Source organism: Synechococcus sp. BDU 130192 (assembly GCF_963876085.1).
Lineage (GTDB): Bacteria > Cyanobacteriota > Cyanobacteriia > Cyanobacteriales > MRBY01 > MRBY01.
Map to the genome: position 1 here is coordinate 1 of NZ_CAWNNO010000011.1, position 17,777 is coordinate 17,777.

Genomic DNA, 17,777 nt, shown 5'->3' on the forward strand with positions numbered 1-17,777 from the left:
AGATCTCGAGTCAGCGGCGATCGCCGCTTGGGTGGTTTCTGCCAGTTGGGTGAGGGGCGTTTTTAGGGGGAGTGGCGCCGGGGCTGGGGGAGGAGAAACCTGTTCAGAGAGGAGCTGTTGGCTCGTTACGTTGTCGGGGGGAGTAACCGTGGGGACGGAGCGTAGGTTCGCCGCGCTAAGAATGGTGCCAATACAAGCACTAACGCCGACACCCACGATGAGTAAACGGAGAGGATATAGGAGGGGCCGGGGTAATTTGAGGCGTGCTTGGCGGACTGGGCGGCGGGAACGGCGATTTGTCCTTGGAGAGTTGGGAGGGGCCTGGAGCGCGATCGCCTGGGGGGAATTCCCTTGCCGATGACGGGCTTCAAAGGCGATCACCTTAGTATTGGTCGCAGCATTCAATGATCGTGGCGCTGGGGATTTTCTGCGTTTAGAACGACGGGACTTACCAACCACTGACGACTCCTACCTTGACTTTGGGGTAACTGAAATAGATTTTTTTCATTATGCCTGAAGACTTTGGCGATCGCTTCCCCTTTCTCAAAATTTTGTCAGCTCGCTGCAGCCCAAGGGAAAATTTAGAGAATCATGGCCAGCCTCTGTAACGCCATTGAGCCAAAAGCAGGAACAGATCGTGGTGTTGCGTCTTGGACAAGGCGATTTAAATTAAATTTGTATCCTATTTTTCAATCAGGATAAATTTTTGAGCTTTGGGGAGAATCTAAATTGATTTAGTAATTTGGCGATCGCCTTTTTGCGAAAAAAATAGCTTTCATGCTTAAAAATCCAGGTTAAAAAATGATCGCTTTATGCTGAATTTCACTTTGGGTCAGTAAAAGGACTGTTAAAATTTGCTTAAATACTCAAGCCAATTTAGGGGAAATAATTAAGGTAATTCTCCCCTCCAAAATAACTGACAACAATGCTACAAAAATAATTCGGGGTGTTGTGTATGGTGAGTTTTTCTGGTGCTTTGACCTGGGAAAGTCTGCGGGGCTTTTTGACGGGGCGGATGTATATGCCCCACGGAAGCTGCTATCTATGGCAAACCCCTCTAGTCGGTCTACATCTGATGGCGAATTTGCTTACGGCGATCGCCTATTTTTCGATCCCGATTATGCTGGTTTATTTTGTCAAAAAGCGGCAGGATATGCCTTTTTCACGGGTGTTTATCCTATTTAGTACTTTCATTACTGCCTGTGGAATTGGTCACTTTTTAGATATGTTGACCCTCTGGTTTCCCATTTATTGGATTGATGGGATCGAAGGCAGTTTTACGGCTTTGATTTCCTGCTATACCGCCATAGAACTGTATACTCTTTTACCAAAATTTTTAGCGCTCAAAAGCCCGGAAGAGTTGGCAATTATCAACCAAAAATTACAACTCGAAGTGCAGGAACGCCAGAAAGCAGAAAGCATTTTGAGTCGTATTGTGGCGGGGACGGCTGCGGTCACAGGACGTGATTTTTTCTCGGCCCTAGCGGAAAATTTGGCGATCGCCCTTGATGTTTGTTATGTCGCCATTCGTGAAATCCTCGACAACGACACTCATTCGCCACAAATCCTTGCCACCTGGAAAAACCCTAAATTTCCCTCGATCCCAGCAGTGGCGATCGCCTCCCCTGCTACGGAATCCAACACCAGTCAAACGCTCCAGTTCCCGATCCAAGACCGCAATTCTCGCACCATCGGCACCCTCCATGTGCAGCACTATCAACCCACCATTGACCAAGAGCTAGCCACAAAATTAACCCGTATTTTTGCCGCCCGGGCCGCCGCAGAAATTGAGCGGAAACGCGCCCTAGACGAACTTGCCTGGGCCAATAATCAACTCGAAACCATTAATAACCAACTCGAAGAAAAGGTCGCCGCCCGCACCCAAGCGCTCAAAACAGTGAACGAAACGCTCCGGAGCAGTGAAGCCCGTTACCGCAGTTTAGTGCTCAATATCCCCGGCGCTGTGTACCGTTGTCTCCCTGATGAACAATGGACAATGGAGTTTCTTTCCAATGGCATTGAACCAATGACCGGCTACCCGGCAACGGATTTTTTACATAATCAAATTCGTGCCTTCGGAGACATTATCCACCCCGAAGATTACCCACGGGTTCTTGCTTCTTTGGGCACACTCACCCCCGATAATCCCACCTATACCGATGAATACCGTCTTGTGCGCGTTGACCAAAACATTTGTTGGGTCTTTGAACAGGGACGGGGGATTTTTGATGAAACAGGCAAATTGATTTGTCTAGAAGGAGTAATTATTGAAGTCACTGACCGCAAACTGGCTAGCCAAGCCCTCGATCAAGAGCGGCGGCAACTGCGGCAACTGATCCAAAATATGCCCGTGGCGATGGCGATGTTAGACAAAAAGCTATGTTACGTGGCCCATAGTCATCAGTGGCTTGTTGACTACCAGCTTGGGGAAGAAACCCTCGTGGGGCGATCGCACCGTGAAGTTTTTGGCAATTTCCAGGAAGACTACCAACAGCACCTCCAAACAGCCCTAAGCGGTCAGGTAATTACCTGCGAAGAAGATTGCTACGTCCAGCATGATGGCAAAAAACAGTATCTCAAATGGACAGTCCAACCCTGGTATCACAGGGAAAATCAAGTGGGTGGGGTAGTGATTGTCACCCAAAATATTAATGATCTTGTCGAAGGTCGTGAGGCTGCCCTCGCTGCATCCCGCCTTAAATCGAGCTTTTTGGCGAATATGAGCCACGAAATTCGCACTCCCATGAACGGCATTCTCGGCATTGCGGAGCTTTTACAAACGACTCAACTGAATCCCCAGCAACAGGATTTTATAAAAACCCTCAGCCAAAGCGCGAACCATTTACTTTATGTGATCAACGATATTCTGGACTTTTCTAAGTTAGAAGCCGGGGAAATGCACCTCGAATCCGTGCCTTTACAGATTATTGACTGTGTGGAGTCGGTGGCGGAGTTGCTGGCGATCCAGGCCCAAACGAAACAAGTGGAATTGATCACCACCATTGATCCGCAACTGGGAGGGACAGTTACGGGAGATTCGATGCGGTTGCGGCAGATATTGACGAATTTAGTTGGTAACGCGATTAAGTTTACCCATCGGGGTTCTGTGGTGATCCGCGCTCTACCCATGGCCGAAGATGAGGCTTCTGTTTTGGTGAAGTTTGAGGTCATTGACACTGGGATTGGCATTGACAAAGCAGATCAAGCAAAATTATTCCGGTCTTTTTCCCAGGTGGATCCGTCTACGACAAGGGAATATGGGGGAACAGGTCTCGGTTTGGCGATCGCCAAACATTTGGTCAGTCTCATGGCCGGAGATATTGGTTTAGAAAGTAGTCCTGGCCAAGGTTCAACCTTTTGGTTTACGGCCCGTTTCCAACGATTAGAAATGCCCTCTCCCCTGCCCCAACTGGCCCCTTGCCGGGTTCTCCTCATTGACTCCCAGCCCTTGTCTTTAGAAGCGACGCGTCGGCAGCTCAGTCACTACGGGGTCAGTGTCACGGCCTATGGGGATTTTATGGGGGGAATCCTCGCCCTCGAACAACAGGATAGTTTTGATCTGATGCTCTTGGCTTTACCCATTATTGGTAATCAGGCAGGCATCGAAACGGTTTTAGATAAAGTAAAAACGCTCCTCCCCCGGGAAAATTTAGTGCTGCTGCTATCGGCGGTGGATTATCCTCGCTTAAAAAATTGGCTGCAGCCCCAAGGACTCCGTTATCTTCTCCGCCCCCTCCAACAGGAAGCGCTACTACGTTGCCTCCAAGCGGAAAAAAGGCTGGATCAGACAATGGCAGATGACCCAGATTTTGATTGGACTTTAGCAGAAATTTTGGGTGATCAGGGGGAGCGATCGCCAGATATTCAAATCCTCGTGGTCGAAGATACGCCCATTAACCAAACGGTTATTCTCAATCAGCTTGAAATTATTGGTTTTCGCAGCATCGATTGTGTGAGTAATGGCCGCGAAGCCCTCACTCGGCTCCAACAGCGGACCTATGACCTGATTTTGATGGATTGTCTGATGCCGGAACTAGATGGCTATACGACCACGGAAATGATCCGTCAACAAGAACAGGAGGATACCCACCAATTGATTATCGCGATGACGGCCAATGCGATGAAAGGCGATCGCGAAAAATGTCTAGCGGCGGGGATGGATGGCTACATTGCCAAACCCACCAGTATTAAGACCCTCCGTCAGGTCATCGATAAGTGTTTACAAAAGTCCGAAAAAAGTCGATCCGTAGGGGCGATCGCCGCGCCAACGATCCAGGAAAATCCAGAAATGGCAACAGATCCTGACACGCCTGTAGATCTAACACAATTGGTGCATTTTTATGGCAATAATCCCAATTTCCACCGGGAAGTGTTCGTACAATTCCTCGAATTTGCGCCCGGTTATCTACAAGCACTCCAAGGGGCGATCGCCAATCGGGATGCCGCAAAAATTTCCTACGAAGCCCATCGCCTCAAGGGAGCCGCCAGTAGCGTGAGTGTTCGTAAAATTCCAGACTGGTGCATTGCCATCGAATTCGCCCTCGCCACCGAAAACTACGCCACGATCCAGACGCTTTCCCAGCAGATCGAAACCCATTTCCAGGCAGCCCACCAGTTTATCCAGACCTACCTCGAATCCCCCGACTGATGGCCGAACAACCCTTGATCTCAGAGTTCTGAGCGGCGAATATCTTGCTCGGCTTGCTTTCTCAAAAGGCGATCGCGGCGGCTATGGTAGAGCTTCGTTTCCTCTGGGGTCATCTGGGTCGGATCCAGGATAATCAACCCATGGAAATTTAACGCCGGATAAACCTTTAAATGGGGTAAACATTCCTCCAGGGCTTGCAACACAAGGCCATAGACATCCGCTAAAAAATAGTCAAAGGCCTCTGGCTGATCCCGTTGCCGATAGCCCACTGCCTGCTCCAGGTCTTTTTGGGAAATAATATAGCCCGCCTCAAATTGTGAAAACTCCAACATCGCTGCCCATACTTAAATTGATCCAAGGAAAAACATAAAACAAAAAATCCCCCAAGGAGGGGGAGCCATTCGGTATTTAAAGAGATATCTATACCGCTTGGGGTTGTTGGGGTTGCCGTTGGGGCTGGAATTGGAACAGGGAGTAAACCACGTTCCGGCGGATGTCGATCATCATCTCCAGGAACATTTCGTAACCCTCTTGTTTGTATTCGATCAAAGGATCTTTTTGACCATAGCCCCGTAAGCCGACAGATTCCCGTAGGGCATCAATGGCCTGGAGGTGTTCCCGCCAGAGGGTATCGATCTGCTGGAGGATAAAGAATCGTTCTGCCTGGCGCATCAAACCGGGTTGACTTTTCTCCACCTGGGCTTCCTTGAGGTCGTAGGCTTTGCGCACTTCTTCATGGAGGAAGGTTTTGATTTCGGGGACGGTCATATCCTCAATATCTTTGGGTTCTAGATCTTCGAGGAGGTAGATAAATTCCTTCGCTTTATCGAGGAGCTTATCGAGTTTCCACTCTTCGGGGGGCAGTTCCGGGTTAACGTAGGCCTCAACAATTTCGCTCATGGTCTTTTCGGCGTATTGGATAACCTGCTCTTTGAGATCTTGCCCTTCTAAGACCCGACGGCGTTCAGCGTAAATGGCCCGCCGTTGATTGTTCATTACTTCGTCGTACTCAAATACCTGTTTCCGGGCGTCGTAGTAGAAGGTTTCGACTTTCTTCTGGGCACCTTCGAGGGAGTTGGTGAGCATTTTTGATTCGATGGGCATGTCTTCTTCGACCCGGAAGGCATTCATCAAACCAGCCACGCGATCGCCCCCGAAAATGCGCAGGAGATTATCTTCGAGACTGAGGAAAAATCGTGTCGAACCAGGGTCCCCTTGACGACCGGCCCGGCCCCGCAGTTGGTTATCGATCCGGCGGGATTCGTGGCGTTCTGTCCCAATGACGTGAAGACCGCCGTTTTGAATCACCTCGTCATGCTCCACGCTGGTGAGGTCATGGTAGGTTTTTTCGATGGCATGGTATACCGTCCGCAATTTTTGCACCACAGGATCGGCGGTGGGGGCATTTTCCGAGGCGATCGCCAATTTCTCTTCGGCCTCTAGTTCCGTCAAACTTTGGTTGCCATATTGATCAACCGCGAATTTTACCGCTTCCTTAAGCTGCTGTTCTAGGTCTGTGGGCAGTTCCGTTGGATAAATGTCGAGGGTGGTTTTCCAGGTTTTTTTCTTCTGTTTATTGTTGGTGTCAAAACCCTGGCCGCCGCTGTTTTTACCACTACCGGCGATCGCAAAATTGCCCTCATCCTCTGGTTTAACGATCTGGGGCATAAAATATTCACGCATCTTCAGGCGAGCCATATATTCCGAGTTCCCGCCGAGGATAATATCTGTACCACGACCCGCCATATTTGTGGCGATCGTTACAGCCCCTTTACGACCCGCCTGGGCGACAATTTCCGATTCCTTCTCGACATTTTCCGGTCGCGCATTCAAGAGATTATGGGGAATACCCAACTCATGGAGATAGGCCGAAATAATCTCTGACTTTTCTACGCTGGTGGTACCGACTAGTACCGGCCGCCCTGTTTCGTGCATCTGGGCACATTCTTCGGCAACGGCGCGCCACTTCGCTTTTTCGTTTTTGTAGACCACATCCGCCAGATCTTGCCGCTTGGTGGGGCGATTGGTGGGGATGATCGTCACCTCAAGATTATAGACCTTTTCAAATTCTGTTTCTTCGGTTTTGGCTGTCCCCGTCATCCCAGAAAGTTTGGGATAGAGCAAGAAAAAGTTTTGGTAGGTAATATTGGCGAGGGTCTGGGTTTCTTTTTGGATTGTGACCCCCTCTTGGGCTTCGATCGCCTGGTGAAGACCATCGCTCCAGCGTCGTCCTGGCATAATCCGGCCCGTAAATTCATCGACGATCACCACTTCATCGCCGCGTACGATGTAGTTCACATCTTTTTTAAACAGTTCCTTGGCTTTGACGGCATTGAAAATGTAGTGGGCCCAAGGATTTTGCTCATCGTATAAATCCGTAACCCCCAGTAATTGTTCTGCTTTAGCAAACCCTTCATCCGTCATCAAAACGTTGCGGGCTTTTTCATCTACTTCATAGTCGCCGGGGCCGTCTTCCTCGACTTGGGGAACCAACTGTTTCGCAATTTCCGCCGCTTGGAGATATTTTTCGGTGGGGCGTTCGATCTGCCCAGAAATAATCAGAGGTGTTCTGGCTTCATCAACAAGGATCGAATCGACTTCGTCAATGATGCAGTAGTTAAAGGGACGCTGCACTACTTCTTGGATCGTGGTGGCCATATTGTCCCGCAAATAATCAAACCCTAGTTCAGAGTTGGTGGTGTAGGTAATATCGCAGCGGTAGTTTTCAATCTTTTCGGCTGGCCCCATGCTGGACTGGATTAGCCCCACAGTAAGGCCCAAGAAACGGTGTACCTGCCCCATCCATTCGGCGTCCCGGCGGGCAAGGTAATCGTTCACGGTGACCACATGAACCCCTTTCCCCGTGAGACCGTTGAGATAGGCGGGCAGGGTGGCAACGAGGGTTTTCCCTTCCCCGGTTCTCATCTCGGCGATTTGCCCTTTATGGAGGACGATCCCCCCCAAAAGCTGGACATCGTAGTGGCGCATCTGGAGCACTCGCCAAGCGGCTTCGCGAACGACGGCAAAGGCTTCGGGGAGGATTTCGTCTAAAATTTCTTCGGTTTCTTCGTCGCTATTGGCTTTGTCGAGCTTGGCACGAAATTCTACGGTTTTTTGGGCTAGGGCTTCGTCTGTAAGGTTGGCAAAATCCTCTGCGAGCAGGTTGATTTCAGCGACGAGGGGCTGAAACCTTTTGAGTTTGCGGGCGTTGGGGTCACCGAATAGCTTCTTAAACATAGGATTTTGATTACAAACGGAGGATTAGGGGAAAAATATACTCATTGCGCTGGCACTGACTAAACGCCATTTCTCCAATTTTGGGTCTGGCGTTGGGCGATCGCAAATATTAATTCAATAACTTTTTTTAATTATGGTATCACTCCCGTTTTCGGTGAGAGAGTGGGGAAAATACGCCAGGCCATAGAATTCTATCGGCGATTAAAAGGTGATCGCCCCTGGCATTTGGCTCGTGAATACCAAAGCAAGCCACAATCTGACGCATCATAATTTGCGCAACCGTGACAGGCAATATTCCTGGAGCAGGCAACCGAATACCAAGGACGGAGAGACGTTTGGCCGGGTCTAGGCTTTAGTAAATTCGAGGCCGTTTTCCGCCGCATAACGTTCCATAAACCGCATAAAACGATCCCATTCAGCGGTCGAGCGCATCACCAAGCGCGCTTCAATAATGCGTGGTTTCCCATCATAAAATTTTGCTTTGACTTCGCGGGTGACAATTTCGCCTTCTTCGTCGATGAGGTACATACCCGTAATTTCATCGGTACTTTCTTGGGCGAGGGCGGCGGGATCTTCAAAGGAAAATACAGCGGTGCCGGTACTACCATCGGGGGAACGGGTTAAGCGGATACCGGGAACTTCAGGTTCATTAACGCCTTGGGAAAACTGAATAACGGCCATAATAATTTAATTTTTCTTCATATATTTGTGCCCCTATCTTCTCATACTCCCATCGGTTTGTTGATGGCCTGGATCGGGAAAAGCGGGACTTTTTTGACAAAAGCCTGGGGGAAAATCAGGGATTAATCGAGGTTATTTGTTTCTAATTCCCAGGGCTGTTGGGCGTTCACGGTTTTCAAAATCTGTTCAAAGATCGACCGACAATGGTTATCGGTATGGAGGGGGAGTTCTTGGTTTTTCGCCACAAAATCCACTTGCAGTTTGCCATCTTGAACTTTGTTGCGGTCAAATAAGACTTCAAGCTCCACAAGTTTGGTGAAAGAGACATTGCCGGGTTTTTCTTTGGCCATGATGTAACCTCCCGTCTCATAGGTGAGGTTGAGGTCGCATTCCTGGATGATATCCCTGAGGGAAGCGAGCATCTCTGGTTCGGAGAGTCCAACGAAGTAGGAGCAAGTATAACGCGCCATAAAAAATATCTTTCAACCATGCTGAAGCATTCTTTTTTATCTTACCGAACGGGAGGCCCCTAACCGAATGATTTCTCTCGATCAGGTTCTTGGTCAACCCCAAGCCGTCTCACTCTTGCGTCAGGCGATCGCCCAGGATCGTCTGGCTCCTGCCTACCTATTTGCGGGGCCAGAGGGCATTGGTCGCAGTTTGACAGCCAGGGGTTTTACGACGGCCCTTATGACCCAGGAAGTACCAGAAGCAGCCCAACGTCTGATTCGTTATAAGCTCCTAAAGAATAATCACCCCGATTTGCTGTGGGTAGAACCCACCTACCAGCACCAAGGCAAACTCTACACCCCAGCCCAGGCCCAGGAAGCTGGCTTAAAACGGAAGGCACCGCCCCAGATTCGCATTGAACAGATCCGCCAATTGGGGGAATTTCTCAGTCGTCCGGCCCTGGAAGCTCCTCGTTGTGTGGTGGTGATCGAGGCGGCCCAGACCATGGCAGAGGCTCCGGCCAATGCTCTTTTAAAAACCCTAGAGGAACCCGGCAACGCGACGTTAATTTTACTGGCCCCCAGTGGCGATAGTTTGTTGCCGACCCTCGTTTCCCGCTGCCAAAAGATCCCCTTTTATCGCCTTTCCCAGGACGATGTGGCGCAAATTTTAACGGCCCAAGGTTATCAACACATTTTGGCCGATGAAACGATTTTGGCGATCGCCCAGGGGAGTCCTGGTGCCGCGATCCAGATTTACGAGCTACTAAGTAATGTCCCCCAGGATTTATTACAAAGCCTCCAGCAACTCCCCCAAAACCCTCTTAGCGCTTTTAGCCTCGCGAAGGAAATTCACAATGCCCTTGACATAGAAGTGCAATTGCAACTCATTGACTACCTCCAATATCAGTACTGGCAACGGTTTCGCAATGATCAACTGATCCAGCGCCTCGAAACCACCCGAAAATACCTCCGTAATTATGTTCAGCCCCGTCTCGTGTGGGAAACTTTTTTCTTAGAATTTTGCCAAACTAGCCCTTAACACCACTGCTGCTGTCACTGGGGATGATGTAGCGCTGTAGGAAAACAAACAGGATCATCACTGGCAAGATGGAGATAATCGAACCCGCCGCGATCAAGCGCCAATCGAGGGAAAATTGGCCCGCCAAGGTCGCTACTCCCAGGGGCAAAGTATAAAATTCCGGACGATCAATGACGATCAGCGGCCAGAGAAAATCGCTCCAGGCACCGATAAAGACAAAAATTGCCAGGGTAATCAAAGCCGGACGCACGGCAGGCACCATAATGTGCCACCAAATACCCAGTTCCGAACAGCCATCCATGCGGCCCGCTTCTTCTAATTCCTTGGGCACCCCTTGAAACGCCTGTCGTAGCAAGAAAATTCCAAAGGCAGAGGCCAGACTGGGAAAAATAATCCCCAAGTAAGTATTACGCAGACCAAGCTGTACCGTCAGGACATACAGGGGAATCATCACGATCTGAAAGGGGATCATGATTGTCGAGACGATGGTGGCAAAAATAGCATCCCGGCCCCGGAAGTCCAGACGTGCTAGGGGATAGGCGGCCAAGGCACAAAACAGAAGATTGAAGCCCACGGTAAGAACCGCAACGAGGGTGCTATTGAAGAGGTAGCGGCCAAAGGGATGTTGTTGCCAGACGGTGACGAAATTATTCAGGGTCGGCGCTTGGGGAATGAGTTGGGGTGGAAAGCTAAAGACGTTTTCGGTGGGGGATTTGAGGGCGGTGCTCAACAACCAGAGCAGGGGAAAAAGCATCACTAGGGCGATCGCCCCCAGAAGGAGATAAGTGGCAGCGGTTTTCAGGCGATTCATGGAGGGCCGACAGAGAAGATTGCAGCCTTATTTTGTCACATTCGGCTGGGGATCTCGGCAAGGAAAACGTTAGGCAAAGTGTTGAAAGGTTTGGGTTTGGCTTAAGGGCATGGTTTGGCCTGCTGCATTGGCGAGCGCCACCGTTTGCTCGGCGGTAATCTGGCCGATAATCGCCCCTTGACCTGAAAGCTTGACCAGGAGCTGTTCCGCCGCCGTCGGGGGGAGACAAAGCACCAGTTCAAAATCCTCGCCACCATACAAAGCCCACCGCAAAGCCGTTTCTGGATTTTGATAACGCCGGAGGGCCGGGGACAAGGGGATTTTCTCCGCTTCCACTACGGCACCGACACCACTGCGTTGACAAATTTGCAGCACGGCATCGGCTAAGCCATCGCTACTATCCATCCCTGCTGGGGGCGAATCTGAGGGGTTTAAATACGCCAGCACATCCAGGCGGGGTTGAGGTGTTTGGTGGGCGCGGATCAAGGCTTGGCGATCGCCTATAGATAGAGTTTGGGCGTGAGAATCACCATGGAGCAGCAATTCCAGACCCGCATGGGAATCCCCGTGGCAACCCGTGACGAGAATCACGTCGCCCACTTTTGCGGTACTGCGTTGAATCGCGCGGTGCGGTGACACGACCCCAAAGGCCGTAATGCCGATGGTTTTTACTGGCGATCGCGTCAAATCTCCACCGACTAGAGGCGTACTGTAGCGCCCCAAACAAGCAGCCAACCCTTGATAAAGCTGGTCGAGCCAAAGAATCGGTGTTTCTGGGGGCAGAGATAAACCCACAGTAATGCCGATTGGCGTTGCTCCCATCGCCGCTAGATCCGATAAATTTGCCGCCACTGCGCGCCAGCCCACTTTCTCTGGAGGCATCGTGCGATCGCCAAAATGCACCCCATCCACTAGCACATCCGTCGTCACGACCAAATTCTGACCAGGGGGAAACCCTAAAACCGCTCCATCATCGCCGATAATTTCTGCCGGACAAAACCGCTGCAGCCGCTGGAGAATCTCCGCTTCCCCAAAATCCTTGAGACATTTCATTTCTGCCATGGTTCTTTAGCCAAGCCCTCCATCATGAACCGTTTACCCCTCGAAAAAGTATAGTAATTGACTAAATCCATTACTTGTTCTGTAAAATCGAGGAAAGAGTAATGGACTATGACAACATGGGTACCAAAAATAAAGCCGTCACCGCCTATCTCCCCGAGGAAATTGAAGCACGTCTGACCGCTTTTTGTTTGGAAAATGGTCTGTCCCGCCAAGGCAAAAAAAGCGGCAAAGAGAAGCCCGCTCTGGGCACAGGCATTATCGAAGTGCTGCGGATCTTTTTTAGTGCTGACCTCAATGGCAATAGCTCTACCCCTGTTTTAGACAAAGATGAACTCCAGGCCATTGTCTCTAAAACCCTCCCCAGTAATGTACCAACCCAGGAATGGGTACAAACGGAAATTCAACAGGCGATCGCCCAGCTCAAGTCCGAATTAAACAGCCCGGCCCAAACCACCGAAACCCAGCCCAGCCCCGAAAAAAAAAGTCCTCTTGTCCTGAAACAAGCTGATCTCGCCCGCCGCCTCCGTTCCAATCCCTCGACCCTCAGTCGCCACAATCAAAAAGGGGGCCAACATTTTGCCCAGTGGTCGAAGGCCAAAGATCCCGAATCTGTCGCCTGGCAATACCGTGGCGTCGAAGAAAATAGCAAAATGTATGAAACGATCGAGCTTTGAACTAAGTGTCTTTCGCGTTTTGATGTTTTTCTAAGCGATAACTTTGGACTTTCCAAGGTTGAATCGGGATGTCAATTATTTGTGAAATCGTATCTTCTAAACCATTCACTTGCTCTGTGATGGTTAACCCCAAAGTATTACGATAATTCAATTTGGTTGTTTGGCCACAAGCTTCATAGAAACGGAGAATATAATCTTGATTTGATTCCGCCTGTTTCAATGCCAATAAAACCAAATTATCTGAGCCTAATGTCAAAAAAGAATGGTGGGGCAACAAACAGTTCTGGTTGGCAATAATGTCAGGAACTACTGCCCGTAAAGGTGAATTGAAATCCCGTGCTAAATTAACGGTTCTCGCCCTTTGCCATGGGCCACTATGGGGATATAGAGCATAGGCTAGATAATGCGTTCCTCGATCTGCTTGAGGGTCAGGCCAAAGGGGACTTTTGAGTAACGTTAGGCGCAATTGACCGGATTTTGCATCGTAGCCATGGTGATTTTTGGTGAGAATACTAACGCCATACTTCTCATTATGAAAGTCAGCCCAGCGTAAGGCTGGCACTTCCCATTTTGCGGAATCAATTTCCGGTTTTCGTTCAATGGCACCGCAGGGAGTTTCATAGGTACAAGTAGCCCCGTCAATGGCTAAGGGAAATGCCACTTTTAAGACAACTTGATCTTCCTGCCAATTTACGGTGCTGTAAATCTTTAGCATTTTTCCCTGGCAATCGAGTTGATAATTCTGGCTAAAAGTGGATTGATTTAATTGCTTTTTCACACGGATAATTGAACGCACAGCATTTTTTTCTCGCCAGTGAATTGAAACTACTTCAGGGGAATGGAGAGGTTTGGTTTCATAATCAGGGGCAATATCCCAGGCGTCCCAGTATTGGCCTTTATCTTCAAAGGCTTGCAGTTGATTGCCCGCATCAGAAAAGATATTTTTGCCATTTATTTTGTCAAAATATTGAGCTATATTTCCCGTTTTCGGGTCAATTTCAATACGGAGAAAATCATTCTCTAAAATAAAGTCTGGTTCATTATGTAAATCGCCTTCTCTTTGGGTTGGTGCTTGCGGATCGGGACACAACCAGTAGAGGGAATAACCGACGGATGGCACTGTTGCAAGAAAAGATAAATATTTTTTGTCGTTGTGATCTGCCTGTAAATCTTCAACAATGATTTGTGGCTCGACTTTGTTGCCGTTCCAGTCGTAAACCGTCACTAAATCTGGAATACTTAAACTAACAACCTCTGTACGCCCCCAGTTGAGGTCATTAAATAAAAGTAGTGGTTTAGCCGCCTTTGCTAAGGGGCAATCATAGGTAATTTGCGAGGCGATCGCCTTAAAGCTTTGGGATAATATCGCTTCCCCAGTATTAATCACTTCCTGCCATTGTTGGTTAGCTTCTATAAAGACTTCAGGAATCGAAGTACCGGGCAAAATATCGTGAAATTGGTTAAATAAAACTTTTTTCCAGAGGTCTTTTAATTGGTTTTGAGATATCTTTAAGCTAGAGGAATCCTTGTTGGATAAATTGTTGGCGATCGCCGACCAAATTTCAACTTGACGTAGTAAGGTTTCACAGCGATTATTAAAGATTTTTTGATCCCGGTGCACGCTATAGTACCCACGATGCAATTCTAAATAAAGTTCATCCTGCCAAACTGGTAAATTGGGAGTTTCTTTAACGTGGTTGAGGTAACTTTCTGCGGTAGAAAATTCTAATTTAGGAAAAAATGGCGACTGTTGCCACTTGCGGGCCACCTGCAACATATCCTTTGTGGGGCCACCACCATGATCACCCACGCCCGGCAACCAAAAAATATCTTTTAAATGGGTTTGTGCTTCCCATTTTTGGGCATAACTGGCCATCGTCAGCGGATTGGTATCCATGATTCCGGTGACATTGGGAGGCGTCATGAAGGTTAACAGGTCGGTGCCATCGGGCGATCGCCACCAAAATAAACCATGGGGAAAAGGAGCCGTATCATTCCAGTGGAGCTTTCCGGTGCCAAATGCTTTAATACCGCAATGCTGGGCCAGTTGGGGAAATTGATTGGGAAACCCAAAAGAATCTGGCAACCAAGCAATGGTTGAACGTCGGCCAAATTTTTCAAAAAAGTATTGTTGACCATAAAGAAATTGGCGGATAATGGATTCCCCAGAAACCAAATTTACATCGGGCTCGACCCACATTCCGCCCAATAATTCCCAACAATTATGATTAACTGCCTGTTGAATTTTCTCCCACAGATCAGGACGATTTTTTTCAATCCAATCATAGAGGGCTGGGGTGCTATGGCCAAAAATCAATTCAGGAAATTCCCCTTGGAGATTTAAAACCGATTGAAATGTGCGTTGTCCCACTTCCCAGGTTTCAGCAGTTGTCCAGAGCCAAGCCATATCTAAGTGGGCGTGACCCAAAATATGAAATTTTCGTGTTTTAAGGCAACTGGCAACTGGTATTAGTGCTGTCCGAATTTCTGCTAAAGCTTGATTAAACGCTTGTGTATCTGCGACTTGCGTCCAAGGGATACAACTTAAGTGCGCTTCTACAAAATTTATTTTTTCCGGGTCATGACGCGCTAAATAGTCGGTCAAAATTTGTAATTCTGTGGCAAAACTCCCCGCTTCTAAAATATCTAAGGTCGGGGATTCAAAGATCAAACTCGACTTCATTAATGCGCCAATGTCATGGCCTGGACTAACGAGGGCGATCGCCACCTCAAAAGTCTGATCAGCTTGGGCCTGATCCGTTAATAGTAGCCGTGTTGAAGAATCAAATAAATCGCCTTCACAAACTAATTTACCGTTGACAAAAATTGCGGCAATTTCGGCCCACCAAGTAAGATTTAAGCGGGCATTTAATCCGGAAATATTATAATTATTGATGCTTTCGGGGAGGGTGATTTTTTGGAAAAACCAAGCGAGCCTTAAGCCCTTTTCAAAAACGAGATAACCATTATTATTTGGTTGAATTGCTGCGAGTTGAGCAAGTTGAAAAGTTGCTAAATTTGGCCGGAATGTTTTCGAGACAGCGGTCTCGGTTTGATAAAATTGCCACTTCGTTTGGGTCGGCAATGTAACAAAACTTTTTAGGCGCTCGATGGTCGCTTGGATAACAGGGGATGCCATGGGAGATTTTCAGCCAGAGAACTGACTTTTATCTTAAACCCCAAGGGATACTGGCGTTTTCGATGAAATTGAGCAAGTGTTACCAGAATCGAGTTGGGCGATCGCCTGCCAGTTGATCACATCTTGAAAGAGCATCGCATAGCCTCCGCTGTTGGGGTGGAGACCGTCGGCGCTGAGGTGCTCATTGACCCAGTGGGTGCCGCGACTGAGCCACAAATCAAAAATATCCAGGTACGGAATTTGGCGATCGCCGCACAGCTTTTTCGTCAATTCTTTGTAACGATATTGTTCGCTGTGACTGTAATATAGGCAGTCAAGAAAAGGCATTTTGGCTTCATTAACGGGCACTTGACCGATAAAAATTACCGGACAAAATTGTTGCGCCTGTTCTAGTAAACTGTCTAACTGGCTTTGGAAAAGGTCGAAATCCGTAAAACTTTTTCCATCGGGACGCCCCAGGCGCGGCGAGTCATTGACCCCGACGGACAACAAAATTAAATCCGGCTGTTTATTACGCAATTCACCCCGTTGTTGGTACTCGGCTCCAAGGCGATCGCCCACCAATTTCACCGTATCACCCCGTACACCGAGGTTATAGAGCACATGGCCTTGGGGATTGCCCATCCAGTGCAGCCGTAATTGCTCAACCCAACCACCCCGGACTGGATCGCCAAACCCATACACCAGACTGTCCCCGAAAGCGACGACCCGCAGCGGATGACGTTGGGCGTAGCTGGGGTTGATGTGGGTAGGACTAAGGGCGGTCATGGCAGATGTATTGGCAAAATTAAGTTTGCTTCATAAATCTACATCAAAAATGCGACTTCCTCCTTTACTGATAGCGATTTTCAATCATTTGACGGAGTTTGATTCGGTTTAACTTTCCCTGGGCATTGCGCGGCAATTGTTCAACCAGCAACCAATGTTTTGGCTGTTTATAAGGGCTTAATTGCTTGGCGATCGCCTTTTTAATTTTGTCTAAACCACTCGGATTTTTCAAACTCAGCACAGCAATGACAACTTCTCCCCAGTAAGGATCTGGCAAACCTAAAACCGCCGCATCCTTAACGAATTTTGTCCCCAGAATTACCGCTTCAATTTCCGCTGGATAAATATTTTCACCACCACTAATAATCTTCTGGCTTTGGCGTCCCAATAAATGTAAATAGCCCGCTTGATCAAAGGCACCAACATCATCTGTTTTTAGAGTTTTAGGATGATCAAACTTGGGGTAGTAACCGAGAAATAACGATTGGGCCGCAATGGAAATCAAGCCTGTTTCTGATAAAGATAAATTGGCATGGGGCAAAACTTGGCCCGCACAATCTTTGCCGTCTAAAAAGTCTGCGGGTTTTAGGGCTACCACCTGGGAAGCGGTTTCCGTCATGCCATAGGTCAGAGCAATCCGGAGCTGCAATTGCCGGGCTTGCTCAAGGAGCGATCGCCAAGGTGGTGCGCCACCGAGTAATATTAAGCGGAACTGGGCTAACCATTGGGGGCAAACTTGGAGCAATACTTGTAATTGAGTTGGTACTAGGGATAGACAAAAATTACTCATATCCCCCTCCGGTAAAATGCCACGTTTTAACGCTGGATAATCGCCGAGTTTAAAGTCACCCCCACTCAAATGCGATCGCCACCATTGCATCAAGCCGCTGACATGGTAGAAGGGCAAAATACAAAAACAATTTACCCGTTCTAAAGCGAAGAAACGTTGGAAAGCCTGGGCCGAAGCAGACAAGGTTTCAGGGGTATGAATTGCTAACTTTAGTTGTCCTGATGTGCCGCCGGTGGGAATTAAAATGTGGGATTTTTTTGTTAGAAGTTCTGGCCTTTGATCTTGCCCTAAGAGTGATTTAATTTGTGTCCGTTCTGAAGTTTGCCAAGTAGAATTGACTAGCAACACGGATTCGTGACGGGCGATCGCCTTTTGAAACGCTTCAACAAAGAAGGCTGGATTTTTTTGATCAATAATTTGGAGCGACGACATCGAAGCAAATAAGCAGAATCCTTTAAAATACGGAGACAAACGCC

The 17,777-nt window shown here is 48.5% G+C and carries 13 protein-coding genes; 3 read left to right on the forward strand and 10 right to left on the reverse strand.

Features of this window, described 5'->3' with window-relative positions:
* The coding region (locus tag AACT35_RS03970; RefSeq protein WP_445267898.1) for a hypothetical protein at nucleotides 1-405 on the reverse strand (405 nt) is incomplete at its 3' end.
* Nucleotides 406-955: 550 nt separating this feature from the next.
* On the opposite strand from AACT35_RS03970, the gene AACT35_RS03975 reads away from it, so the two are divergent.
* Nucleotides 956-4,648: a response regulator gene (locus AACT35_RS03975; protein ID WP_099240877.1), complete on the forward strand. Its 3,693-nt coding sequence runs from the start codon at nucleotides 956-958 to the stop codon at nucleotides 4,646-4,648.
* Nucleotides 4,649-4,668: 20 nt separating this feature from the next.
* Here AACT35_RS03975 and AACT35_RS03980 read toward each other — a convergent pair whose 3' ends face one another.
* The 4 genes from AACT35_RS03980 to AACT35_RS03995 form a co-directional block, all read right to left on the reverse strand.
* Nucleotides 4,669-4,980, reverse strand: a complete 312-nt coding sequence (locus tag AACT35_RS03980) for a hypothetical protein (RefSeq protein ID WP_030006482.1) — start codon at nucleotides 4,978-4,980, stop codon at nucleotides 4,669-4,671.
* 88 nt (nucleotides 4,981-5,068) lie between these two features.
* On the reverse strand, nucleotides 5,069-7,885 hold the full coding sequence (gene secA, locus AACT35_RS03985; RefSeq protein ID WP_012306880.1) for a preprotein translocase subunit SecA: 2,817 nt from the start codon (nucleotides 7,883-7,885) through the stop codon (nucleotides 5,069-5,071).
* 345 nt (nucleotides 7,886-8,230) lie between these two features.
* Complete coding sequence (gene psb28, locus AACT35_RS03990; RefSeq protein WP_012306879.1) at nucleotides 8,231-8,566, reverse strand: photosystem II reaction center protein Psb28; 336 nt, start codon at nucleotides 8,564-8,566, stop codon at nucleotides 8,231-8,233.
* Between the two features lie 122 nt (nucleotides 8,567-8,688).
* Nucleotides 8,689-9,036, reverse strand: a complete 348-nt coding sequence (locus AACT35_RS03995; RefSeq protein WP_012306878.1) for a hypothetical protein — start codon at nucleotides 9,034-9,036, stop codon at nucleotides 8,689-8,691.
* Nucleotides 9,037-9,103: 67 nt separating this feature from the next.
* On the opposite strand from AACT35_RS03995, the gene AACT35_RS04000 reads away from it, so the two are divergent.
* Nucleotides 9,104-10,057, forward strand: coding sequence for a DNA polymerase III subunit delta' (locus AACT35_RS04000; RefSeq protein WP_099240879.1), 954 nt, complete (start codon nucleotides 9,104-9,106; stop codon nucleotides 10,055-10,057).
* On the opposite strand, the gene AACT35_RS04005 is transcribed toward AACT35_RS04000, so the two are convergent.
* Together AACT35_RS04005 and thiL are read right to left on the reverse strand one after the other, a co-directional pair.
* Entirely contained in the window at nucleotides 10,047-10,868 is an 822-nt protein-coding gene (locus AACT35_RS04005) for a carbohydrate ABC transporter permease (RefSeq protein ID WP_099240881.1), read from the reverse strand. The genes AACT35_RS04000 and AACT35_RS04005 overlap by 11 nt on opposite strands.
* A gap of 69 nt (nucleotides 10,869-10,937) precedes the next feature.
* Entirely contained in the window at nucleotides 10,938-11,921 is a 984-nt protein-coding gene (thiL, locus tag AACT35_RS04010; protein WP_445267902.1) for a thiamine-phosphate kinase, read from the reverse strand.
* A gap of 110 nt (nucleotides 11,922-12,031) precedes the next feature.
* Between thiL and AACT35_RS04015 the strand changes: the two genes are divergently transcribed.
* Nucleotides 12,032-12,604, forward strand: coding sequence for a hypothetical protein (locus tag AACT35_RS04015; RefSeq protein ID WP_030006477.1), 573 nt, complete (start codon nucleotides 12,032-12,034; stop codon nucleotides 12,602-12,604).
* A gap of 1 nt (nucleotide 12,605) precedes the next feature.
* On the opposite strand, the gene AACT35_RS04020 is transcribed toward AACT35_RS04015, so the two are convergent.
* The 3 genes from AACT35_RS04020 to AACT35_RS04030 form a co-directional block, all read right to left on the reverse strand.
* On the reverse strand, nucleotides 12,606-15,743 hold the full coding sequence (locus tag AACT35_RS04020; protein ID WP_099240885.1) for an alpha-mannosidase: 3,138 nt from the start codon (nucleotides 15,741-15,743) through the stop codon (nucleotides 12,606-12,608).
* A 33-nt stretch (nucleotides 15,744-15,776) separates the two neighbouring features.
* Nucleotides 15,777-16,511 (reverse strand): GDSL-type esterase/lipase family protein, encoded by a 735-nt coding sequence (locus AACT35_RS04025; protein WP_099240887.1) that lies wholly within the window; start codon nucleotides 16,509-16,511, stop codon nucleotides 15,777-15,779.
* Between the two features lie 64 nt (nucleotides 16,512-16,575).
* Nucleotides 16,576-17,733 carry a 2-succinylbenzoate--CoA ligase gene (locus tag AACT35_RS04030; RefSeq protein ID WP_099240889.1) on the reverse strand — a complete coding sequence of 386 codons (1,158 nt, stop codon included), beginning with the start codon at nucleotides 17,731-17,733 and terminating at the stop codon, nucleotides 16,576-16,578.
* Between the last annotated feature and the right edge of the window lie 44 nt (nucleotides 17,734-17,777).